Genomic DNA, 21,022 nt, shown 5'->3' with positions numbered 1-21,022 from the left:
ATTTGGTTTCTTCCTTTGTATTATCTGAGAGTAGTTCCGGTGGATACATCAATAACTGTATTCCACCATCCTCATGGAAACCGCAGGGAGGTATGTGTCAAATATCATTTGCCTAATAATTGCAGTCTTGAAATCAAGTCAGGAAGAAATGATTCTTTCACAACCCAAACAATCTGGTAATCAACGCCAAAATAGTCATGAACGATCCTGTTCCTAAAACCTCGGATTCGATGCCAATCGATGTCAGCATATAGGTCCTTAAATTCTGTCGGTAGCCTATTCGCAGCTTCTCCAATTATTTCAAAATTTCGAACAACAGCATCAACAACCATGCTGTCATTTACGAACTCATCAAATGATAGGTCTTTTGTATAAGAAAGTATCTTATTGCCACTGTCAATGATATCCTCTATTAACTACTCAGCATTACGCTTAGACATAAATAATCTCAGGCTCTATTTCTTTATAATATTTATCCTTTACGCCTGCTTTAGATACTAGATCAATCGGATTATTGAGCTCACTCTCGAGATATTCGGCTAAATCAATGAACTCGATACCTATGGGACTGGAAAAGTCTACAATAATATCGATGTCGCTACTTGCAGGATTAAAATCATCACGTACAACAGATCCAAAAAGGCCTAGAGAACTAACATGATACTTGGCGGCTAATTCGCCTTTTAAGCCAGTCAATATATGCTTTATCGTCGTTAGCTCTGTCATATTGCAATATATAAAAATTCGAATTGCTATTTGCCACATCATATTTATATACTAACTGGAATTAAAAACTCCTATTGATAGGGAGGGTTCCAAACTACACCTAGCGGGGGAACCCGAAGGTACTGGACGGTAACGTTAACTTCTAAAAAGAATTCACATATTAACCTCCATTGAATACATTACTTCGATTGCTCACGGGGCTAATTTTCTTCTATTATTATCTTAATTTGGATTGCTAATTCAGGAAGGTTATTCTTTATGATTTGCCATACTTCTTCCGCATCAACCCCAAAGTAATCATGTGCCACAATGTTTCTGAAACCTTGGATTTTTGTCCAAGGGATTTGCTGCTCTTTTTCTTTCAACTGCTCTGATAATCTTCCGACTGCCTCTCCAATTATCACAAAATTCATGAGTACTGCATCAAATGTCTTTTCATCTTCAAAAAATGCATCCACATCGCATATGTCTTCAACGAATTTTTCGATTTTCAAGCAACTATCAATTATTGCCAATAAATTCCCTTTATCTTTCTCAGACATAAATTGCGGATTGAATTATCTGGTTTCGGAAATAAGGTTTGATGTATTTTTCTCTGCACAAATCAACATCTCTGTCAAACCTTCTAGCGACCAAATCTTTAATTTTGGATTTTTTTTCAGACAAATTCTCTGTGTTGGGCTGAAATTCAACGATCAAATCAATATCACTGTTTTCTGTTCCCTCATTTCTTGAAAATGATCCAAACAAACCAATACTAACCAATTGGCATTCATCAAATAGTAACGCTTTATTCTCTTTTAAAAATGACAATATTTCGGAGCTGTTTATCATCAGTTTTTTAAGGGATTATTTTCTAAACTTTAAGTTAAGCCGTTTGCTGAGTCAGGGCTCACGCCTTCTTAGAAATTTATCCAAATATCGTTAGATTTCAACAGAGAATCAAAAATGCCAAACCAGAAGTTTGTCCAAACATCTTTTTGTGTATCGAATACAGTAAATTTAACCTTAAACAGGACAATGCCTTTATATTTCAATCCTCCCAAATATCCATCAATATCTAATATCCACAAATATTAGTTACAAATATTTCGGCCGTAGGCCATACCCTGAACCGCGAGGGTCACCGCTTCGCTCCGATTTCTACTATATTTCCACCATATTTCAGCCGTAGGCTATATTTCGGCCATAGGCCATATATCAACCATATTTCCATTAAATAATATCCACAAATATCCAATATCCATAAATATCAAAAAACCTAATTAATCCTCTCCTCCCTATGAATCGGCCCTTCCCTATCCCGAAGAAACCCGGCATCTCCACCTCCCAATACTGTTTTTATCTCACTGACAATGGAAAGCGCTATCTCTTCCGGTGCCTCGGCACCAATGTGTAGCCCAACCGGACCGAAAATTTTCTTCAGATCTTCAGATCCAACCACTGCACCTTTGTGTTCCAGATTTTCCAGCATCTTTTCCAACTTTTTCTTCGGACCCAAAACACCCAGGTAGGGGAGGGTTATCGGCAAAAGGCCTTCCATAATGGCCAAGTCATAGTTGAAATTATGGGTCATTAACACCACGGCTGTTCGGCTGTCTTTTGCAAAGCGGGTAATGGCTTCCTCTGCATTGGCAACATGGATTTGGTGAACGGTAGGGAAACGCGCAGCTGTGGCATGGTTGGAACGCCCGTCTATCAAGGTCACTTCCCAGCCTAGGACATCGGCCAATTTGCAGAGGGGTATGGCATCGTTTCCCGCACCTACTACTACTAACGATATGGGAGCTTGGATCAGCTCTATAAATGCATTAATGGGTTGGGAACCGGGATATTGGCTGATAATGGATTGGTTGACTTTGAGCACATCGGATATGCCACGTTCAATTTCAGACAGCCAAGGCGTAACAGCCGTAGGAACGGACGAAAAATTGCCATTAGTGAAAAGCAGGCAGGTACCCACTTGTTTTTCCCTTTTGTTTTTTAGATCAAAAAGGGTCACCAATACCTTTGGTTCCCGAGTTTCCATAGCTTGCTTCAGCAATGCTATGGGATGGTCAGTCGCTTCGGGATCGATTGGTTCTATCAAGATATGGATGATTCCGTTACATCCGAGACCTACCCCAAATTTGGCATCATCGTCATCGGTGGTGTCGTAGGTCACCACCATGGATTTTTTCTGAAAGATTACCAATTGGGCTTTTTTCAGTGCATCCCCTTCCAAGCATCCCCCGCTGATGGCACCTGTTAGGGCACCGTTTTCCGTTACAAGCATTCGGGCACCCGGACGCCGGTATGAAGATCCGTCTACCTTGACTACTGTTGCCAAAGCAGTCTGTTCTCCCAGAGTTTGGGCCCGGCCAAAGGCATGGATAATTTCTTTTATCTCTTTCATCGATTGGGTGCTTAATGCAAATATTTTTTCAATTTGAACAAAGAATTCAAATTGCTTGTAGCGATTTAATCAAATCGAATAAGCGGTACAAGGCTGCCCGCTTTCCAAAAATCTTTTCCTGCGGGAAGGGAAACAAATCCATCCGCGAGCCCCAGATGAACCAAGTCTCCTGATCCTGAATGATCAACCGGGGAAGCAAGAAGAACGCTATCTTTGTCTTCGAAAGTGACCAGTAAATGGTAGGTCAGTGGCTTTTTGAAAACCAGGTCTGACGTGAGCGTTGCATAAAGATGTTTTTCAGCCAGACCTTGGTATTTTCGGAGCCAAGGCTTAAAGTAGGCATGAAAACAGACCAAGGTGGAGCCGGGATTGCCCGGAAAGCCAAATACTAGGGTTTTGCCGACGGTTCCGAATAGAAAGGGTTTTCCGGGCCGCTGGGCTACTCCGTGGATTTTTTTGTCCAAACCCAACTCCTCAAGAACCTCGGGTAGGTAATCAAATTTCCCTTTCGATACCGCTCCGGAAAACATCAACACGTCGTAGTTTCCGACAAGTTTTTTCAATCCATCCCGTAATTTATCCCTATCGTCAGCAATTTGGACGGTATCGGCCTTTATTCCCAATGCCAATAAGGCTGCCTGCAACATATAGGAGTTAGAATTGCGAATCTGATGGGGTAGAGGCGTTTGATCCACGGGTACCAGTTCGTCGCCGGTAGCGCATACTACCACCTTAGGAGGGGAAACAACGGAAACATGCGTATATCCAACAGCAGCCATAACCCCGACCATACCGGCAGTAATTGTACTTCCCTTTGGGATAAGTACGTCTCCTTTGCGGGCATCTGTACCTTGGCCATGAATGTTTTGAAAGGCACTTACATCGCTTAAATCAATGCGGGCTTTCCCATCAGCGATTACCACGCATTCATAGGGAATAACACAATCTGTCTGAAGGGGTAATACAGCCCCTGTCATAACTTCTAGGCAATGCTCCGGATCAGAAAGCGTAAGCGGTGGCTGCCCAGCCGCTTGGGTATTTTCTATGAAAAAATATTTTTCTGGGGAAAATCGGGATGCCTGAATGGCTATTCCATCCATGGTCACCCGGTCAAAAGGAGGGGAATCCCTGTCCGCATTAATGTCTTGGGCCAAGATCCTGCCTACGGCCTGCTGAAGAGGTATCTTGCTAGTACTGCTTGGAAGATCTTGGGACAGAATGAGTTTTTGGGCTTCTTTTACTTGAATCATTATTATTGAATATATGCTTCACCGATTTCCTGATACCATTGATTAATGCCGCCGGTTAGGTTGAGTAAAGTTGCGTCAGGTAGTTTGTTTTGAATTAGTTGAATAGCTTTTTCGCTTCTTGATCCCATTTGACACATAATGACCACGGGCTGCTTCCTTAGGTCAACCATTGGAATTCTTTCCAACTTTGAAAGGGGAATAGATTGTGCGTTTTCCAAATGGCCTTGAGCAAACTCATGGGATTCCCGCACATCGATTAATAAAAAATCCTGCCTTGTTTCATACCAAGTCAGAAGTTCTTCGGGACTGATGGATGCAATAGTTTCACAGATTGGAGAATCGTAATCATCTGCCAACCGTGTTATAAGTTGATTTTCAGGATTGGTTTTCAATTTCATCCTATAGTTATGGTGTCCCAAAAGGTCAAGGATGAGTAACTCACCGGATAGCACCTTGCCAAGACCTGCAACAATTTTCACTGTTTCCAACGCTTGGTAGGAACCGATAATCCCGGGAACAATTCCCAGGACGCCTGCCTGATTGCAATCAGGAATTTGTCCTGCATCGGGCGGTGTAGGAAAAAGACAGCGGTAGGTGGGACCACCCTGATAGTTGAATACGCTGACCTGTCCCTCAAAATATTGGAGCGCTCCATACACAAAAGGTTTTCCCAAAATTATACAGGCATCATTAATCAGGTAACGGGCGGCAAAATTGTCGGTAGCATCCACGATCACATCGTAATCGGACATTACTTCCAGGGCATTTTCGGTGGTCAAAAAAAATGGATAGGTCTGCAGGATAATCTCAGGATTTTGCCGGGAGAGCTTTTTCCTACAGGCTGCCACTTTCAATGTCCCAACATCTTCCATGTCGTAAATTACCTGTCGATGAAGGTTGCTAACAGCTACGGTGTCCCCATCTACTATGCCCAAAGTTCCTATTCCCATTCCTGCGAGGTATTGAAGCACCGGTACGCCCAGTCCCCCAGCGCCAACTACAAGAACCTTTGCCAAACGAAGTTTTACCTGCCCTTCCCTTCCAAAATTGGGAAGTTGAATTTGTCGGATATATCTATTTTCGGTCTGCATGTATTAACCGCCAAGGAATGACATAGACTTTTTAGGTGCTTCTGCTTGTAATGATTCTGCTTCAAAACCGTCTTTTTCTTTTTTAGCTACGGCCATGATTATTTCCTGAACCAATTCCTCACGGCTTGCTCCCGATCGAAGTACATCCCGTAAGTTGACAGCAGCAGGTCCATAGAGGCAGGTTCGGAACTCACCCGTGGCAGATAGCCGGATGCGATTACAGGTCCCACAAAAAGTTCGACTGAAGGAGGCTATGATGCCAAAACTTCCTTTGTAACCGGGAATTTGATAATTGGCTGAAGTACTGTTTTTTTCATCCGAAAGCTTCACAATAGTAGGATATGCAGTGGCTATATATTCATATAACACGACGTGGTTCCACTTTGGTACTTCAAATTTCCCGGACCCGTTGAACGGCATTTCCTCTAAAAACCTAACGGACAGGGGGTAATATTTCGTCAACTCCACAAAGGGTATAATATCGGAAATGTTTTTTTCATCTGCCACCACGGCATTAAGCTTGACTTCAAACCCTAACTCAAGTAGATCCAAAATGCACTGAAAAACTTCATCAAATTTATCCCTTCTGGTAATTTCGAAAAATCGCTGTTTGTTTAGGGAATCCAAGCTGATGTTTATTTTGGTTATGCCTAGACGTTTAAGCTCGATCATTTGATCCCTGCTGAGGGTTCCGTTACTAGTGACCGTGATTTGATTGATGCCTTCTATTTGGCTCATCTTTTCCAAAAAATCCATGATGCCTTTTCGGACAAAGGGTTCGCCACCTGTAATCCGGACTTTGTTTACGCCATAGGAACTGAAAATATCCAACAGATACTCAAGCTCCTCATAAGAAAGCAAATCCTTTCGGTCCACAAAGTTCATCCCTTCCTCCGGCATGCAATAGTAGCACCGGAAATTACACCGGTCCGTTACTGAAAGGCGCAGGTAATTCAATGTTCTTCCGTATTGATCTATTAGTTTCTTTGTCATAGAGTTAATGGTATTCAGAAATGTCGTTTGGGTAAATTAAGGATGGGAATTTACCCAGACTGTCTGATCATCGAAATATTCCTTTTTCCAAATCGGAACAGATTTTTTTAACTCATCGATCAGAAATTTGCAGGAGTCGAAAGCATCTTTTCGGTGCGCAGTAGAAGTTCCGATTATAACGACTGGCTCTCCGACTTTTTTGGTGCCAAGGGTGTGGATCATAACCAGTTTTTTGATGGGCCATTTGACTCTGGCGGTTTCAGCTAAAGCTTCCATTTCTTTTAGCGCCATGGGTTCATAGCCTTCAAAATCCAGTTGGGTAACCCCGGATTTTCCAGATGCATGATTACGTACGGTTCCTATAAAAAGGGATATACCTCCGGCTTCGGGATGTTGAAGGGCGGAATAGGCTTCGTTGATGTCTATGGTGGTAACTAGTTTGATCATTGGTTTATCCACCGCTTACTGGCGGGATTAGTGCTACTTCTTTCGTGGAATCAAGGGCTGTGCCGTCCTCCGCATAGGTTTGGTTTACAGCTACAGCGAGTGCGGAAAGTTTTTCCAATCCGGGATACTGTTGATACAGCCATTCTTTCAATTCCGTAACTGTATGCACCTGAATGTTTGCAGGCACCGGCAACATATCTCTTCCAACAATATCTTTGGTGATTCCAAACAACTTTATTTCCATGCCGATACTATTTTCTTTGAGAATTAAAATTACGGATAATCTATGGGACGGCAATAATGACCGGCGCATTTATTAGAATTAAGCCGCCGAATTCATACTAGTTCAAAGGCGAATCCTTAATTCCTAATCCGATTTCCATTGCTCCGTTAACATAAATATTTCCCTATCTGTTCATTGTTTTTCATGCTACCAAAAAAGTATTAAAAAAAAGTTTTAAAATTCCGGTATCATTTTCATGATTTCTCCCTTATATAAATAGAACATATAATTACCTGTGATAAGCCCTTTAAGCCATATTTTCATTCAATTGATTTCCAATAGAGACTTTGTTCTTTGGGTCAATCATCCCAATGAGGAAAGAGAAATTTTTTGGCAAAACTGGAGTCTAAGCAATTCAGATGCGCATCATGAAATCCTCAGAGCGAGAGAATTTATACAGCGTCTACAGTTTAAAGATGATTATTTGTTGCCGGAAGAAATGGATGACCTGTTAGGTAAGGTGTTGGCCAAGGAATATTACTATAAAGCTGAATGGAGTAAACCAAGCTTACAGTTTTCTCGGTTGGTCCAGAAACAATGGATAAGGGTAGTAGCTATTTTGTTGGTAAGTTTTTTGGTCGGGATTTCTATAGAGCGGATATATCCGACTTTGGAGGCAGACCCCATTGCGGTGGAAATCCCACTCAGAACCGTTGAAAACCCAAGGGGTTTAAAATCTACCTTTTCCTTGCCTGATGGTACCGAGGTGCATCTAAACTATGAATCCTCGCTTACATTTCCCCGGCAATTTGGTGGTACGGACCGACGGGTAGAATTGGTTGGTGAAGCATTTTTTGACGTGGCCCATCATGATAGTGTGCCATTCATTGTCTTGACGGAGGGGATGTCGATTGAAGTATTGGGGACAAGCTTTAATGTGTTGGCTTCGGAGGAGGATTACCAAACCCGGGTTTCCTTAGTTCGGGGAAAAGTTTTGGTCAATTTTTTAGATCAGCGGGAAGGTTTGGAAAATCAAATACTTTCCCCCGGTCACGAAGTAGGGTTAGATCGAAGGTCCGGTGAATTTACAGTTACAACCTTTCATGTGGAACAGATCGTCGGTTGGAAAGATGGTATTATGCTTTTCCAGGATGCCAGCATGACGGAATTTATTAATCGATTGGAAAAATGGTATGGTGTAAACATTCAGATTTTTGGCAGACCCGGTAAACCTTGGAAAATAAACGCCCGATATGAAAACGAAATGCTGGAGGATATTCTAATAGGATTAAAATTTGTATATAACATTGAATATCAAGTTAAAGGGAAAAATATTTGGATTAAAATAAATGATTAATATGTGGGAAAATAATTAAGAAATCTTCAAAATGCTTCACATGGTGAAGCAAATACCCGGCTTAATCAGGCCAAGTTATAGTTAACTTATTTTATCAATTAACAACCCAAAATTATGAAAAAAGATGTACCATTCCATCGTAAGTTAAAATGGGCAGTGATCTTTGGTTTGGTTTTTCAAATCATGCTGCCTCAGATAGGTTTAGCGCAGAGTGTCACCGCGCTTGCCGTTGCGAGTACCAAAACTCAAGTGTCTTCCAAATCTACATTAATGGAGAATAGGGTATCCATTAATGTGGAGAATGTCGGAGCCAAGGAACTGTTTAGACTGTTGGAAGCCAAAACCGGGGCTAAATTTGTGTTTGATCGGGAAGTTACTCAATCCGATGTGCTGATTTCGGTAAACGAAAATATGATCTCCGTATATGACTTACTGTACAAGATTTCTTCCCAATCAGATTTTAGATTCAAGCAGGTTAACCAGCATATTAATGTCAGGCTTGTTAATGGGTCAAATGGTGTTTTGGTGGATAATGCCGTAGATATTAATGTCACCGGTAAAGTAGTAGACGCCAACAGCATCCCACTCCCCGGAGTATCTGTCCTCGTGGAGGGAACAACACAGGGAACAGTGACCGATTTGGATGGTAATTATGCCATTACCGCACCTGATGGTGGGGCATTGGTCTTTTCTTTTATCGGTTTCCGCAATCAGCGTGTGGTTATTGGCACCCAGAGCGTGATCAATGTGACCATGGTAGAAGATATTTCCGGATTGGATGAGGTGGTTGTTACGGCCTTGGGTATTAAGCGGGAGGCAAAAAGCTTGGGATATGCCACCTCCAGCGTCAGTCAGGACGAAATGACTATCAACCGAACCGGAAATTTCATGAATGCCCTGCAGGGAAAAATGGCAGGAGTAAACATCACTTCCCTGGGCTCCGGGCCTTCTGGAACCAGCAAAATCCGGATTCGCGGTCAGTCATCTTTTGGGGGTAATAACTCGCCGCTGATTGTAGTGGACGGGGTTCCCATTGACAACACCAATTTTGGAGCTCGGGGTGATTTTTCGGATAGAGGGAGTAACCGGACTTCAGACAGTGGCGATGGGTTGAATAGTATCAATCCAGATAACATAGAATCCATGACCGTACTTAAGGGTGGAGCAGCTTCTGCGTTGTATGGATCCCGTGCCAAGGACGGTGTGATTATGATTACGACCAAAAACAGAGGAACCGGCAGGGGTGTAAGCCTAGAAATTAATTCCAATTTCACCCATGATACCCCAATGGACTTCAGGGATTATCAGTTTGAATACGGACAGGGGGAGAACGGGGTCCGGCCAACTTCTCCTTTTCCCACCTCGGGTGTATGGAGCTTTGGTGAAAAATTCCAGCCAGGAATGACCCATGTTCTTTTTGACGGACTGGAAGTGCCCTATGAACCTCAGAAAGACCAGTTCAATCAATTCTACCGAAAAGGATATACTTGGACAAACTCGGTTTCCATGGCTTCTTCGGGAGAAAATGGCGGATTCAACCTGATGATTTCCAATATGGACAATGAGTTAATCATGCCGAACTCAGATTTTAATCGGAAAACGGTCAACTTCGGTTTTACGCAGACATTAGCCAAGAAACTAACTATTTCCGGAAATATCAATTATTCTAAAGAACAACGGAGAAACCCACCTAACCTAGCCGAGCAGGACTATAGCCCCGTGATCATATATACATTGGCTAACTCTATGCCAATGGACGTACTAAGGGATAATGCAGAAGCCCCGAATGGCAACGAAAACGTTTGGTCACGGTTTACCAACCGAACCAACCCTTATTTCGCACTCAAGCGTTTCGATAATATTGATCGGGATCGAGTGTTTGGAAATATTACTGCAAAATACGATCTGGCAGATTGGTTGTTTGTCCAAGCACGTGTAGGTCAGGACTTCTATGCCAGAGAGCAAGAATATAACCTTCCCCACGGTACCCAACGGCAGGTACCTGCTCCAGCAGGATTTGTTAATGGGCAATATGTACAGGATGCAACTAACGTTCGGGAAATAAATGCCGATTTTCTTGTAAGCGCAAATAAAACCTTTGGCGATTTTGGTTTATTGGTAAATGCCGGGGGGAATCAGATGTACAGAAGGTTTAGCAGACACAATGTATTTGTACAGGATTTTTTCTCGCAGGATCTGTATACCATCGGTAATAGCCGGTTAAGGGATCCCATATATCAGTTTTCCGAACGACAGGTAAACTCCCTCTATGGGTCAGCAGAGATTTCCTACAAGGAGTTTCTCTACGTGAACGGCACAGTAAGAAATGACTGGTTTTCAACCCTATCACCCGCAAATCGCAGCATTCTATATCCTTCTATTACAGGTAGCTTTGTGTTTTCCCAAGCGTTTGGAGCTTCTTTGCCGGAATGGATAACTTTTGGTAAAATCCGTGCCGGTTACTCCGAGGTGGGTAGTGATACCGATGTACAGCCCTATTCCAACAACCTGTTTTACGGAATTAATGCACAGCAATTCCCCAATTCCAACGGAACCCCTCAGCCCTTGGCGAGTATATCCGGCTCCACTGTGCCAAACGCAAACCTGAGACCCATGATGGTACAGGAAAGGGAGTTTGGTTTGGAAATGCAGTTGTTTGACAGCCGGGTAGGATTTGAGGTGAGCTACTATCACAAAATTTCCAAGGACCAGATCCTGCAGGCGCAAATGTCCGATGCGACAGGTTTTCTTAGCCAATTGATCAACGTGGGAGAAAGCAGCAATGAGGGAGTCGAAATGATGCTTAATCTCAATCCGATCGCTACCGAAAATTTCCGATGGAATTCAAGTTTTAATGCGGCGTATAACATCACAGAAGTGCTTGATTTGGGGCCGGATGTAAGTGACAACAGCATTACGGTAGGTACCGCCGATTTTCACGGAGAACTTCGACATGTAGTCGGAAGACCCATGGCCCAACTTTATGGGTTTGGACTCTTACGGGACGATCAGGGAAGAGTGGTACATAACAGTGGAAACGGACGACCCTTAAGAAGTGCCGACCAACTTGAATTCGGAAGTGCAATTCCAACTTGGGTAGGTGGTATAACGAATGGATTTGATTATAAAGGAATCAATTTGTCATTTTTAATTGATTTTAAACTGGGACATAAGATGATTTCCGGTACACATATTAACGCATATAGGCATGGATTGGACAAAGCAACTCTACCTGGAAGGGACGTGGGCTATGTAGTCGGAGAAGGAGTTAATCAGAATGGCGAAGTAAATACAGCTCAAGCTCCAGTGCAACAGTATTATGAGGTTATGAGAAGTTTGAGGCTTTCTGAATTGTCGGTATTCAATGCGGGTTCATGGCAGTTGAGGCAAATCAGTTTGGGCTATGATTTCACCAAACTGCTTCCTGCCAACTTTCCCGTGAGGGGAGTTCGCCTAAATGTGGTAGCCAACAATGTGGCGGTAATCAAAAAATGGGTGCCCCATATCCACCCCGATCAGTTTGGATTTCCCTCCGATAACCTGATGGGCTTGGAAGCGACGGGCTTGCCTGTATCCCGAAGCATAGGCTTTAACCTGAATCTTAAGTTTTAATCACCCAAAATCCAAGAAAATGAGACGTTTTAATAAACAACTATTTATTGCAATCCTTGTGATTTTTGGGGTTGCGTGTGACAGCGGATTTGATGAAATGAACATCAACCCCAATGCGTTAACCGCTGTGGAGCCAGTTTTTCAGTTAAATACGGCGATCGTTGAATCCGCCCCCCAATATGGCAACTTAAGTTATGAGACGACAATCGTCAAACAGATGATTACTCCGTTTAGTGGGGTAGGGGCAGCAGCAAATTTTAATCAGGACAACCGGAACGTGGCGGCGGGAAACTGGCAGCGTGGCTACAGGGAAGGGATTAAAAACCTGGCGGATGCGCTTAACCGCACGGAGGGAATGCCCCAATATGAAAATCTCCGGCATATTCTCCGTATTTATAAAGCGTACACTTTTATGGTATTGACTGATACCTATGGAGACATACCCTATTTTGAGGCGGGAAGGGTATTTCTGGAGGGAATTACCAATCCGGTATATGATCCGCAAGAGCAGGTATATGACGACATTCTTAAAGAATTGGAAAGCGCATCGGCTTCAATAAATCCTGCAGGTGCCCCTGTTTCTGCAGAGGTATTATACTCCGGAGATTTAAACAAATGGAAGCGACTTGGTTATTCGCTGTTGCTGCGTGCTGCCATGCGGCATTCAAAGGTTAATCCGACCAAAGCTGCCGAATATGTAGCCAAAGCAGTAGCGGGTGGCCTTATGCAGTCCAATGCGGACAACGCCGTAATTCGGCATACGGCAAACTTCACCAACAACATTGGTGCCTCGCTTAATGGCGGCCAGTCAGCCTTTTTCTATTTGGCAGAGGACTTTGTTTCTTACTTGATAGACAACGACGATCCAAGATTAGCCGCGATTGCTGTCCGCTATGTGGGTGCGACCAGCGGAGCGGGCCAGGTACCTGGAAATGCCACTAGAGACCCAAGCTTGCAAATCGGCATGCCGTTGGGCTATGACAATACCACGGTTTCAACCGCAGTGCAGGCAAGCGGGTTAGCCAGTCTCTGGGATTACAGCCAGCTGGACAGGACACGGATGGCGGCAATACAGGCCCCAAGTTTTTTGGTGACTTATGGGCAGACACAATTGCTGCTAGCAGAAGCGAGGCATAGAAACTGGGCTCCGGGGAGTGCTGCGGAGGCATATAGGCAAGGTATCGAAGCCCATATGCAGCAATTGGCAACCTATGGTGAAAACACAGAAATAGCAGGGCCTGCTATTGAAACTTATTTGGATGCCAACCCCTTGGAAACAGGAAGGGAATTGGAACAAATTAATACCCAATATTGGGTGGCGACATTTCTTCATGGGCCTGAATCTTGGGCTAATTTCCGGAGGTCAGGTTTCCCCGAGCTTTCACCAAATACCTTTGGTGGCAGCGATTTACAAACAGAGGATTTTATTCGGAGATTAAGCTATACAGATGCCGAATCCAACGTGAATGCGGCAAACGTTCAGGCCGCTATCAGCCGTCAGGGACCGAATATCATGGATACAAGGGTTTGGTGGGATGTGAAATAGTGAATTTTAGATTTAATTGCTAATTTATAAGCCGAACAAATAATCATAAACCCAATAGCATGGAATCGCAATTAATCGAAACATTCATAAAAATGAAAACTTGGTTTTGCGATTCCATCTGACCGCTGAAAAACAAACAACAAACAGATGAAAGGATTGAAGAAAAGATTGGCCGCTGGGGAAACCCTGAGCGGATGCTGGTTAAACCTGGGCAGCCCATTGACAGCGGAAATTGTCGGGCTAGCCGGATTTGACTGGGTTTTACTGGATTTGGAGCATGGAGCAGGAGAACCCAAAGACCTGCTCCACCAACTTCAGGCGCTGAGCAACACTGCGGCTGCCCCAGTTGTTCGGGTCGAGAGTGTTGCCAAACAACGTATTCACCGGGTGCTGGATGTAGGGGCGGAAGGAGTAATGTGTCCGCAAATCAAAACTGTGGAAGATGCCATCACCGCCGTAAAGGGAATGCATTACCCGCCTTTTGGTCACAGAGGAGTGGCCAAAATGGTGCGGGCGACTGGATTCGGAAAAAATTTCGACTCCTATGCTGCAAATACACAATCCGATATTGTAGGCATCATCCAAATTGAGACGGTGGAAGCACTGGAAAATGTGGAAACCATTGCTGAAATTGACGGTGTCGATGTGCTGTTTATTGGTCCAGCGGATTTGACGATGTCTCTTGGGATATTTGGTCAACTCGATCATCCCTTATTTATCAAGGCGTTAGACAGGATTATAGCGGCGGCAAAAAAAGCAGGTAAAGCCACGGGAATCCTAATTTTTGATCCCAAGGATTTTGAGTCCTACCAAGCAATGGGAATACAGCTTATTGCCTGCGGTTCGGATGCCACATTTGTAGCTAACGGGGCTGCGGAATTGGCAAAAAAACTAAATCAAATGAAAACCACCTACGGGACTAACTAAGCCTTTATGCTGCATGATCCTTTAGTTATTTTATTGGTTGGAATGTTTATCGTTGTGGGGGGGATCATTGGTTTTCGGCTTAATCCTTTCTTGGCACTATTGATTGCTGCGCTAGTGGTAGCCTGGATGACTCCGGCTGCTTCTATTATTGAGTTTGGATTGAGCAAAGGGATGAGCCAAGATGCTGCGCAAGCGTTGTCAATCCGCCCCATCGGCGATCGGATTGCTACTGCCTTTGGTACCACAGCTGGTCAGATCGGGATTTTAATCGCTATGGCCGCAATTATCGGCAAATGCATGCTGGTCAGTGGTGCGGCAGAACGGATCGTCCGATCCATCTTAGGGGTCACCGGGGAGAAAAATGCTCCGTTAGCCTTCTTAACCAGCAGCTTTTTTCTGGGTATCCCGGTGTTTTTTGATACCGTGTTTTACCTGATGATACCCTTGGCAAAGGCCATGGCCATGCGGCTTAAAAAAAGTTACCTACTGCTTGTACTGTGTGTGACCGCAGGTGCAGCCATGGCTAACTCCTTGGTTCCACCAACGCCGGGACCCCTATTTCTCATTGTGGAGATGGATATACCTATCGGAATGATGATGGTAGGTGGCACCTTGGTAGGCTTGGTTACCATAGTGGTAGGATATGCCTTTGCGGTATGGGCGAATAAGCGGTGGGAAATCCCCTTACGGGATTCATTGGAAGCTCCATTGAAAGACATACAAGCCCTTTCTGAAAAGAGTACATCTCTCTTACCGGGCATTGGTGTTTCCCTACTACCAATCTTCATCCCCCTTTTCCTTATAAGCGCCAAAGCAGCGATGGAATCATTTGCCATCGGATCGGAAACAGGGGAAGGGAATTTGGTTGTAGGTTGGTTGGTAGATTCGGTTAATTTCTTGGGAGAGAAAAATCTGGCACTTATCCTTGGTGCGGGAGCAGCCTTGTTGACGGTAGTTATTCAGAAGAGAGAAGACAGGGAACTGGTGATTTCATCCGTTCAGGCGGCCCTGACGAGTGCCGGGGTTATTATATTGATTACTGCTGCTGGAGGTGCTTTCGGTGCAATGCTGCAACAAACAGGTATCAGTCTCCGCATTGCAGGATTGACAGAGGGATATCAAATGGCGTTGATACCGCTAGCCTTCTTCATTACAGCGCTGGTACGTACCGCACAAGGGTCAGCCACTGTCGCCATGATTACCGCCTCCGGGATCCTGGCAGGAATGGCAAATACCTCCCTGGATTATCATCAACTCTATTTGGGTCTTTCAATCGCCTGCGGATCCAAATTGGTGCCCTGGATGAACGACAGCGGTTTTTGGATTGTATGCAAAATGAGCAACCTGACAGAAAAAGAGGCATTGCGCACCTTTTCCCCCTTGCTAACCATCATGGGGTTTGCGGGCTTGGCGACTATACTTATTGCAGCCAAGCTCTTTCCCTTGATATAAATCAAACTGAACTATAAAACGATTAACAATAAATAGCTATGAAAACCCAAACATCCTCTGAAAAAAACGCTGAAAACATTCAGCGCAGAAAATTCGTAAAGCTGCTGTCCGCGGGTTCTGTGGGAGCGGTTGCGCTAGGTCAAACCCTAGGGGGTTGCGCCTCTCCCCAAGAAAAGTCGATTGAAGGCACCTCACAACCCAAGAAAAAAGTTTTGATGAAGCTGGGCTGTCAGTCCGGTGGTACAACTGAAGAAAACCTGGCCTTTAAAGCCAGACATGGCGTCTATCATTTGGATGGAGGAATGCCGGCTATGATAGAAGGTAAAGGCTGGGATTTGGAAGATTCCCTGCGAAAAAAGGAAGCCTGTGAAAAGTATAACATCAATCTGGACGCTTATCACCTACCACTCACATCGGCAGGCATTGACCGGGTTTCAGTCCCAAATATCATGCTTGGGAAAAGTCCTGAAAGGGACCGGGAAATTGAGATGATACAGCAGATGATCGAAGTTTCCGCAAAAACCGGAATTAAGGTCCTAAACTATAACACCACCATCTTGCCCGTACTGCGGACAGAGCGCACAATTGATCCTAAGCGAGGGAATGCGTCTTATAGTACCTGGATTTATGAGGAAGCCATAAAGAAAGAGCAACCGCTCACTGTTGCCGGAAATGTAAGTATTGACGATATGTTTGAGCGGATTACCTATTTATTGGACAGGATTCTCCCAGTTGCCGAAGAGTATAAGGTAAAGCTTGCCAACCATATTGCTGATCCGCCTGCTCCGGAAGGGTTTAGAGGGATTACCCGTTGGAATAGTCCGAATGTGTTTGAGGGTATCAAGCGGTTTGCACAGTTATATGACAGCCCTTATCATGGATTTAACTTCTGCATCGGTTCCATTGCGGAAGGGCTTAAAGATCCGGCCACGGAAATTTTCCCAATTATCGAATGGGTAGGTCAGCGCAAGCAAATTTTCAATATTCATTTGAGGAATATTAAGGGAGGCTGGAACAACTTCCAAGAAGTTTATCCGGACAATGGGGATATGAATTTCTTCCATGTGATGAGGGCACTTCGGGATGTGGAGTTTGACGGAATGGTTATGCCGGACCATGTTCCTTATTCAGATGCTCCTGGAGCAAACCTCCAAGCCTTTTCCTTCGCATACGGGCACATCAGTGCGTTGCTTCAGGCGGTGGATACGGAAGGCTGATTTTAAAAGATGTTTTAAAAATTTCAAGATTGGTCGGTAACCTGTAAGGAAATCGGCCAATTTTGGCGTTTATATTCGTTTTAGTCATTTGTTTTGTTGAAATTGTTCTTGAAAAGATATAATGAAATTTAGATTTTGAGTTAAAGCCACATAAAAATGAAGAAAGTAGGATTTATAGGATTGGGAATCATGGGTAAGCCCATGGCAATAAACTTAATGGATGCGGGGTACTCCCTGATTGTATTGGATACCAATAAATCAGCCGGAGACCTGACGCACAAGGGAGCTGAGGCTTTTTCCACCTGCAAAGAAGTTGCCGCCAATTCAGATATTGTTATCACCATGCTTCCAGACTCGCCCGAGGTAAAGGAAGTGGTCTATGGAAAGGACGGCATTTTGGAAGGGATTAAGTCTGGAGCTATTTTCGTAGATATGTCCACGATAGCCCCTTCTACTGCTCGTGAGGTGTATGATTCATTAAAAGAAAAGGGAGTAGAAGCATTGGATGCGCCAGTATCCGGTGGTCAAGTAGGGGCAGAGGGAGGCACCCTTTCCATCATGTGTGGAGGAAGTCAAGCTGCTTTTGACGAGGTTATGCCACTATTTCAGGTGATGGGCAAAAGTGCCGTCCTGATAGGTGATGCCGGAGCGGGACAAATGACTAAAGCCTGCAATCAAATGATCGTGGGCATGACTATTCAAGCAGTTGCCGAATCCTTTACCTTGGCTAAAAAGGCCGGAGTGAATTTGGAAAAAATGAGAGAAGCCCTGCTAGGCGGCTTTGCCCAGTCCAGGATTTTAGATCTTCACGGGCAACGAATTATTGATCGAAACTTTGACCCTGGTTTCAAAATCAAACTTCATAGAAAGGATATGAATATTGCCTTGGAGGCAGGTAAGGAGTTTTCCGTTCCACTTTATGGCTCTGCCTTGGTCGCCAGCCATATGGATGCGGTCTTGGCCTCCGGCAAAGGAGAATACGATCACAGTTCACTAGCGCTTCTGATGGAGCAACTTGCAAATATAAAATAACTTCTGCCCTCCAACAACCAACAAATGAATCAATTATTTAAGAATTCCGGAAAGGCTCCAAAGATTAAGGAAATGCATATTACGCCCATAGCCATTTCGGATCCACCACTTCTTAATGCAGCCGGTATTCACGCACCTTACGCTCTCAGGACGGTATTGGAACTAGTCACGGAGGACGGCATATCCGGCATCAGCGAAATACCCGGGAATAAGGCCATTGACGACGCTTTGGCATCTGCAAGGTCTTTGGTGATCGGCCGAGACCCGTATCACCTTAACCAACTACAGCGGGAACTGGAGGCCCATTTCGGAACGGAAACTGCCGCCCAACGCGGGGATGCTCCTTGGGATCAGCGCAAGCTGGTCCATGTTTTTAGTTCGTTGGAAGTTGCCTGTCTGGACATCATCGGTAAGCTAACGAATCGTCCGGTAGTTGATTTGCTAGGGGGGAAAATGAGGGATAGGGTACCCTTTGCAGCTTATCTGTTTTTCAAGTATGAAGGAGCAGGCGGAAGTTGGGGAAACGGGAAGGATCCAAATGCTATGGGTTGGGCTGCGGCACGCCAAGAAGCCGCTGTAGATCCAAAAGGAATAGTAGATCAGGCCATTGCAATGTGCAAACATTTTGGCTTTCAATCGATCAAGTTAAAGGGGGGCGCTTTTGAGCCCCGGTTGGAAACAGATTGTATGTTGGCCTTGCATAAAGAATTTGGGGATCAGGTTCCTCTACGTTTTGATCCCAACGCCATCTGGACACCGGAGACCGGGCTTAAATATGGCAAAGAGATGGAGGGGATATTGGAGTATTTGGAAGATCCAGTGAGGGGCCAGGAAAATATGGCCAATCTAAGAAAGCAGTTAAAGACACCTTTGGCGACTAATATGTGTACGACCTCCTTTGAAGATATCCCCAGAAGTATCCAATTGGGTTCGGAGGATATTATTCTAAGTGACCACCATTTTTGGGGTGGATTGCGGGCATCTATGGAGTTGAGTAAGTTATGCAAGACCTTTGGCAGGGATCTTTCCATGCATTCCAACAGCCATTTAGGGATATCCATGGCTGCAATGGTTCATCTGGGAGCGGCTTTGCCGGAGGTACCTTATGCCTTGGACACCCATTATCCCTGGCAGTCGGAAGAGATTATCGTAGGCGGCCACCTACCCATAGAGGAGGGTGCCGTTGCCGTTCCAAGTGGACCGGGATTAGGCGTAGAACTTGATAGAGACGCGCTTCAAAAACTGCATGAGACTTATTTGGCTTGCGGATTTACAAAAAGGGACGATGAGGTGGAGATGCAGAAATATCATCCTGAATGGAAATTTGAGAAGGTGAGGTGGTAGAAATTGGTGTTCAATTTTAAGTAATTATAAGCTTCTGCGCCGAGCGAAGATTTCATCTTCATGTTTTTGTTTTTAAAAACCAACTATATATTATCCATTATGAAAAAAAGAAACCAAAAAGTGACTTTCAAAAGAAACTAATTGGTTACATTTGTTGTATTACACTATGAGAATCATCGAAGTTTTCCGGGACTACTTTTGGGAGTTTTATAATGGTCAAAAACTGGCTGTTCGGGAGAAAATAGATTATGCGTTGAATATTGTGATGAACGTTCACCATATCCCACAGAAATTCTTTACACACGTAGAGGATGGGATTTACGAGGTACGGGTAAAAGTTGGAAGCGACATTTACCGCATATTTTGCTTCTTTGATGACGGTAAACTGGTGATCCTATTGAACGGTTTCCAAAAGAAGACTCAAAAGATACCTAAAAATGAAATAGAAAAAGCTTTACGGTTAAGACGAGAATATTATGAAGATAAAAAATCCACAAACGATTAACGACCATTTTAACCAAAAATATGGTGAGGTTGGCAGTAGTACTAGGGAAACGTTTGAGGAAAAGGCCCAGGCGTTTATGATTGCTGAATTGGTGAAGGATGCCAGATTGAAGGCTGATTTAACCCAGGAACAATTGGCTCAGCGGTTGAATGTTAAAAGGACTTATATCTCCAAAATTGAAAGAGCGGTCAGTGATATTAGAATCTCAACGCTGAAAAAGATTGTTGAAGATGGTTTGGGAGGAAAATTGCATATCAGCGTGGAGTTATAAACTAGGTTGTAAATGGATGGTTTGAAGCTTTTTCAATTCTTGGTAGTTTTTCTCTTTTCTCTAAGTTGTTCATCAAACAAAGAGTTAAGTGGCATCTATATCCATCACAAAAGAATTATTCATGGTGATGCGATTTTAATCAACGGAGAACAAGGCGAAATACATTCATGGACTAATGATCTATGGGTTGACTATAAAAGTTTTAATGTAACGGAGATAGGCGACTCCGTTTCTTTAAATTATATTCTAAATGGACATGATAATGATGTACTTTTAAAAAGAAAAGGAGGCTTAGAAAAATTTAAAGAGGAGCAGTCCTTTCAGCGGTTCAATAAAGTCTCACCAAAACAAGCCAAAAAGTTAATTCCACAGTTTATTTACCGAGAAATTTTTGATAAAAAATGATTCCTTAATTGGGTTGATTTCCACAACATCCTGATATTAGAAAAAATCCAATCAGTTGGGGAAGCTGAAGAGATAGTCTTGTTAAGGACTTGAATGACTGATTCTATTAGGTAATATCTACCTACCGTCCAGAAGAAGATCGCAGCACTTCTTTTTTTGACTGGCTGAATCTAAAACGTTTAAGGTATAATTGAAGATGAAATTTATATTTTGTAACTTTATTGCGAGT

At 43.8% G+C, this 21,022-nt stretch carries 21 protein-coding genes; 11 read left to right on the top strand and 10 right to left on the bottom strand.

What is annotated here, in order from left to right:
- Positions 1-104 precede the first annotated feature (104 nt).
- From FQ608_RS28020 to FQ608_RS10155, 10 genes are all read right to left on the bottom strand, one after another.
- A complete protein-coding gene (locus tag FQ608_RS28020) occupies positions 105-401 on the bottom strand; it encodes a HepT-like ribonuclease domain-containing protein (RefSeq protein ID WP_394351654.1) in 297 nt (98 codons plus the stop codon).
- Between the two features lie 31 nt (positions 402-432).
- Positions 433-726 (bottom strand): nucleotidyltransferase family protein, encoded by a 294-nt coding sequence (locus FQ608_RS10195; RefSeq protein WP_158858077.1) that lies wholly within the window; start codon positions 724-726, stop codon positions 433-435.
- Between the two features lie 200 nt (positions 727-926).
- A complete protein-coding gene (locus tag FQ608_RS10190) occupies positions 927-1,268 on the bottom strand; it encodes a HepT-like ribonuclease domain-containing protein (protein WP_158858075.1) in 342 nt (113 codons plus the stop codon).
- Entirely contained in the window at positions 1,261-1,560 is a 300-nt protein-coding gene (locus FQ608_RS10185; RefSeq protein WP_158858073.1) for a nucleotidyltransferase family protein, read from the bottom strand. The genes FQ608_RS10190 and FQ608_RS10185 overlap by 8 nt, the downstream gene beginning before the upstream one ends.
- Before the next feature lie 427 nt (positions 1,561-1,987).
- Positions 1,988-3,121 carry an XdhC family protein gene (locus FQ608_RS10180; protein WP_158858071.1) on the bottom strand — a complete coding sequence of 378 codons (1,134 nt, stop codon included), beginning with the start codon at positions 3,119-3,121 and terminating at the stop codon, positions 1,988-1,990.
- Positions 3,122-3,186: 65 nt separating this feature from the next.
- A complete protein-coding gene (locus FQ608_RS10175) occupies positions 3,187-4,371 on the bottom strand; it encodes a molybdopterin molybdotransferase MoeA (RefSeq protein WP_158858069.1) in 1,185 nt (394 codons plus the stop codon).
- Between the two features lie 2 nt (positions 4,372-4,373).
- Positions 4,374-5,462 (bottom strand): HesA/MoeB/ThiF family protein, encoded by a 1,089-nt coding sequence (locus FQ608_RS10170; protein ID WP_158858067.1) that lies wholly within the window; start codon positions 5,460-5,462, stop codon positions 4,374-4,376.
- 3 nt (positions 5,463-5,465) lie between these two features.
- Complete coding sequence (moaA, locus tag FQ608_RS10165) at positions 5,466-6,455, bottom strand: GTP 3',8-cyclase MoaA (RefSeq protein ID WP_158858065.1); 990 nt, start codon at positions 6,453-6,455, stop codon at positions 5,466-5,468.
- Positions 6,456-6,491: 36 nt separating this feature from the next.
- Entirely contained in the window at positions 6,492-6,902 is a 411-nt protein-coding gene (locus FQ608_RS10160) for a molybdenum cofactor biosynthesis protein MoaE (RefSeq protein ID WP_158858063.1), read from the bottom strand.
- A gap of 4 nt (positions 6,903-6,906) precedes the next feature.
- Complete coding sequence (locus FQ608_RS10155; RefSeq protein ID WP_158858061.1) at positions 6,907-7,146, bottom strand: MoaD/ThiS family protein; 240 nt, start codon at positions 7,144-7,146, stop codon at positions 6,907-6,909.
- A gap of 274 nt (positions 7,147-7,420) precedes the next feature.
- Between FQ608_RS10155 and FQ608_RS10150 the strand changes: the two genes are divergently transcribed.
- The 11 genes from FQ608_RS10150 to FQ608_RS10100 all read left to right on the top strand — a co-directional run bounded on the left by FQ608_RS10150 (position 7,421) and on the right by FQ608_RS10100 (position 20,793).
- Positions 7,421-8,482: a FecR family protein gene (locus tag FQ608_RS10150; RefSeq protein ID WP_158858059.1), complete on the top strand. Its 1,062-nt coding sequence runs from the start codon at positions 7,421-7,423 to the stop codon at positions 8,480-8,482.
- A gap of 114 nt (positions 8,483-8,596) precedes the next feature.
- Positions 8,597-12,094 (top strand): SusC/RagA family TonB-linked outer membrane protein, encoded by a 3,498-nt coding sequence (locus FQ608_RS10145; RefSeq protein WP_158858057.1) that lies wholly within the window; start codon positions 8,597-8,599, stop codon positions 12,092-12,094.
- 19 nt (positions 12,095-12,113) lie between these two features.
- The gene (locus FQ608_RS10140) at positions 12,114-13,640 is read left to right on the top strand and encodes a SusD/RagB family nutrient-binding outer membrane lipoprotein (RefSeq protein ID WP_158858055.1); all 1,527 of its coding nucleotides are present in this window, start codon (positions 12,114-12,116) and stop codon (positions 13,638-13,640) included.
- Positions 13,641-13,787: 147 nt separating this feature from the next.
- Complete coding sequence (locus tag FQ608_RS10135) at positions 13,788-14,567, top strand: HpcH/HpaI aldolase family protein (protein WP_158858053.1); 780 nt, start codon at positions 13,788-13,790, stop codon at positions 14,565-14,567.
- Positions 14,568-14,573: 6 nt separating this feature from the next.
- Positions 14,574-16,019 (top strand): GntP family permease, encoded by a 1,446-nt coding sequence (locus tag FQ608_RS10130; protein ID WP_199856354.1) that lies wholly within the window; start codon positions 14,574-14,576, stop codon positions 16,017-16,019.
- A gap of 38 nt (positions 16,020-16,057) precedes the next feature.
- Positions 16,058-17,236 (top strand): mannonate dehydratase, encoded by a 1,179-nt coding sequence (locus tag FQ608_RS10125; RefSeq protein ID WP_158858051.1) that lies wholly within the window; start codon positions 16,058-16,060, stop codon positions 17,234-17,236.
- Positions 17,237-17,392: 156 nt separating this feature from the next.
- Positions 17,393-18,268, top strand: a complete 876-nt coding sequence (locus FQ608_RS10120; RefSeq protein WP_158858049.1) for a 2-hydroxy-3-oxopropionate reductase — start codon at positions 17,393-17,395, stop codon at positions 18,266-18,268.
- 24 nt (positions 18,269-18,292) lie between these two features.
- Entirely contained in the window at positions 18,293-19,612 is a 1,320-nt protein-coding gene (locus FQ608_RS10115; RefSeq protein ID WP_158858047.1) for an enolase C-terminal domain-like protein, read from the top strand.
- Positions 19,613-19,778: 166 nt separating this feature from the next.
- Complete coding sequence (locus FQ608_RS10110) at positions 19,779-20,117, top strand: type II toxin-antitoxin system RelE/ParE family toxin (protein ID WP_158858045.1); 339 nt, start codon at positions 19,779-19,781, stop codon at positions 20,115-20,117.
- On the top strand, positions 20,089-20,388 hold the full coding sequence (locus FQ608_RS10105) for a helix-turn-helix domain-containing protein (RefSeq protein ID WP_158858043.1): 300 nt from the start codon (positions 20,089-20,091) through the stop codon (positions 20,386-20,388). The genes FQ608_RS10110 and FQ608_RS10105 overlap by 29 nt, the downstream gene beginning before the upstream one ends.
- Before the next feature lie 12 nt (positions 20,389-20,400).
- Positions 20,401-20,793 (top strand): hypothetical protein, encoded by a 393-nt coding sequence (locus FQ608_RS10100; RefSeq protein ID WP_158858041.1) that lies wholly within the window; start codon positions 20,401-20,403, stop codon positions 20,791-20,793.
- The last annotated feature ends 229 nt before the right edge of the window (positions 20,794-21,022 follow it).

It is taken from the genome of Lunatibacter salilacus (assembly GCF_009797935.1).
In the GTDB taxonomy this organism is placed as follows: domain Bacteria; phylum Bacteroidota; class Bacteroidia; order Cytophagales; family Cyclobacteriaceae; genus Lunatibacter; species Lunatibacter salilacus.
The sequence above is the reverse complement of the archived record's forward strand: the minus strand, read 5'-3'. Positions and strand labels throughout refer to the sequence as shown.

Bases quoted from the DNA above. Each gene is read 5' to 3' on its own strand.
- FQ608_RS10145 (WP_158858057.1), top strand. From the start codon at position 8,597: ATGAAAAAAGATGTACCATTCCATCGTAAGTTAAAATGGGCAGTGATC.
- FQ608_RS10190 (WP_158858075.1), bottom strand. From the start codon at position 1,268: ATGTCTGAGAAAGATAAAGGGAATTTATTGGCAATAATTGATAGTTGC.
- FQ608_RS10185 (WP_158858073.1), bottom strand. From the start codon at position 1,560: ATGATAAACAGCTCCGAAATATTGTCATTTTTAAAAGAGAATAAAGCG.
- FQ608_RS10100 (WP_158858041.1), top strand. From the start codon at position 20,401: ATGGATGGTTTGAAGCTTTTTCAATTCTTGGTAGTTTTTCTCTTTTCT.
- FQ608_RS10120 (WP_158858049.1), top strand. From the start codon at position 17,393: ATGAAGAAAGTAGGATTTATAGGATTGGGAATCATGGGTAAGCCCATG.
- FQ608_RS10180 (WP_158858071.1), bottom strand. From the start codon at position 3,121: ATGAAAGAGATAAAAGAAATTATCCATGCCTTTGGCCGGGCCCAAACT.
- FQ608_RS10125 (WP_158858051.1), top strand. From the start codon at position 16,058: ATGAAAACCCAAACATCCTCTGAAAAAAACGCTGAAAACATTCAGCGC.
- moaA (WP_158858065.1), bottom strand. From the start codon at position 6,455: ATGACAAAGAAACTAATAGATCAATACGGAAGAACATTGAATTACCTG.
- FQ608_RS10195 (WP_158858077.1), bottom strand. From the start codon at position 726: ATGACAGAGCTAACGACGATAAAGCATATATTGACTGGCTTAAAAGGC.
- FQ608_RS10135 (WP_158858053.1), top strand. From the start codon at position 13,788: ATGAAAGGATTGAAGAAAAGATTGGCCGCTGGGGAAACCCTGAGCGGA.
- FQ608_RS10115 (WP_158858047.1), top strand. From the start codon at position 18,293: ATGAATCAATTATTTAAGAATTCCGGAAAGGCTCCAAAGATTAAGGAA.
- FQ608_RS10160 (WP_158858063.1), bottom strand. From the start codon at position 6,902: ATGATCAAACTAGTTACCACCATAGACATCAACGAAGCCTATTCCGCC.
- FQ608_RS10170 (WP_158858067.1), bottom strand. From the start codon at position 5,462: ATGCAGACCGAAAATAGATATATCCGACAAATTCAACTTCCCAATTTT.
- FQ608_RS10130 (WP_199856354.1), top strand. From the start codon at position 14,574: ATGCTGCATGATCCTTTAGTTATTTTATTGGTTGGAATGTTTATCGTT.
- FQ608_RS10175 (WP_158858069.1), bottom strand. From the start codon at position 4,371: ATGATTCAAGTAAAAGAAGCCCAAAAACTCATTCTGTCCCAAGATCTT.
- FQ608_RS10105 (WP_158858043.1), top strand. From the start codon at position 20,089: ATGAAGATAAAAAATCCACAAACGATTAACGACCATTTTAACCAAAAA.
- FQ608_RS10140 (WP_158858055.1), top strand. From the start codon at position 12,114: ATGAGACGTTTTAATAAACAACTATTTATTGCAATCCTTGTGATTTTT.
- FQ608_RS10155 (WP_158858061.1), bottom strand. From the start codon at position 7,146: ATGGAAATAAAGTTGTTTGGAATCACCAAAGATATTGTTGGAAGAGAT.
- FQ608_RS10110 (WP_158858045.1), top strand. From the start codon at position 19,779: ATGAGAATCATCGAAGTTTTCCGGGACTACTTTTGGGAGTTTTATAAT.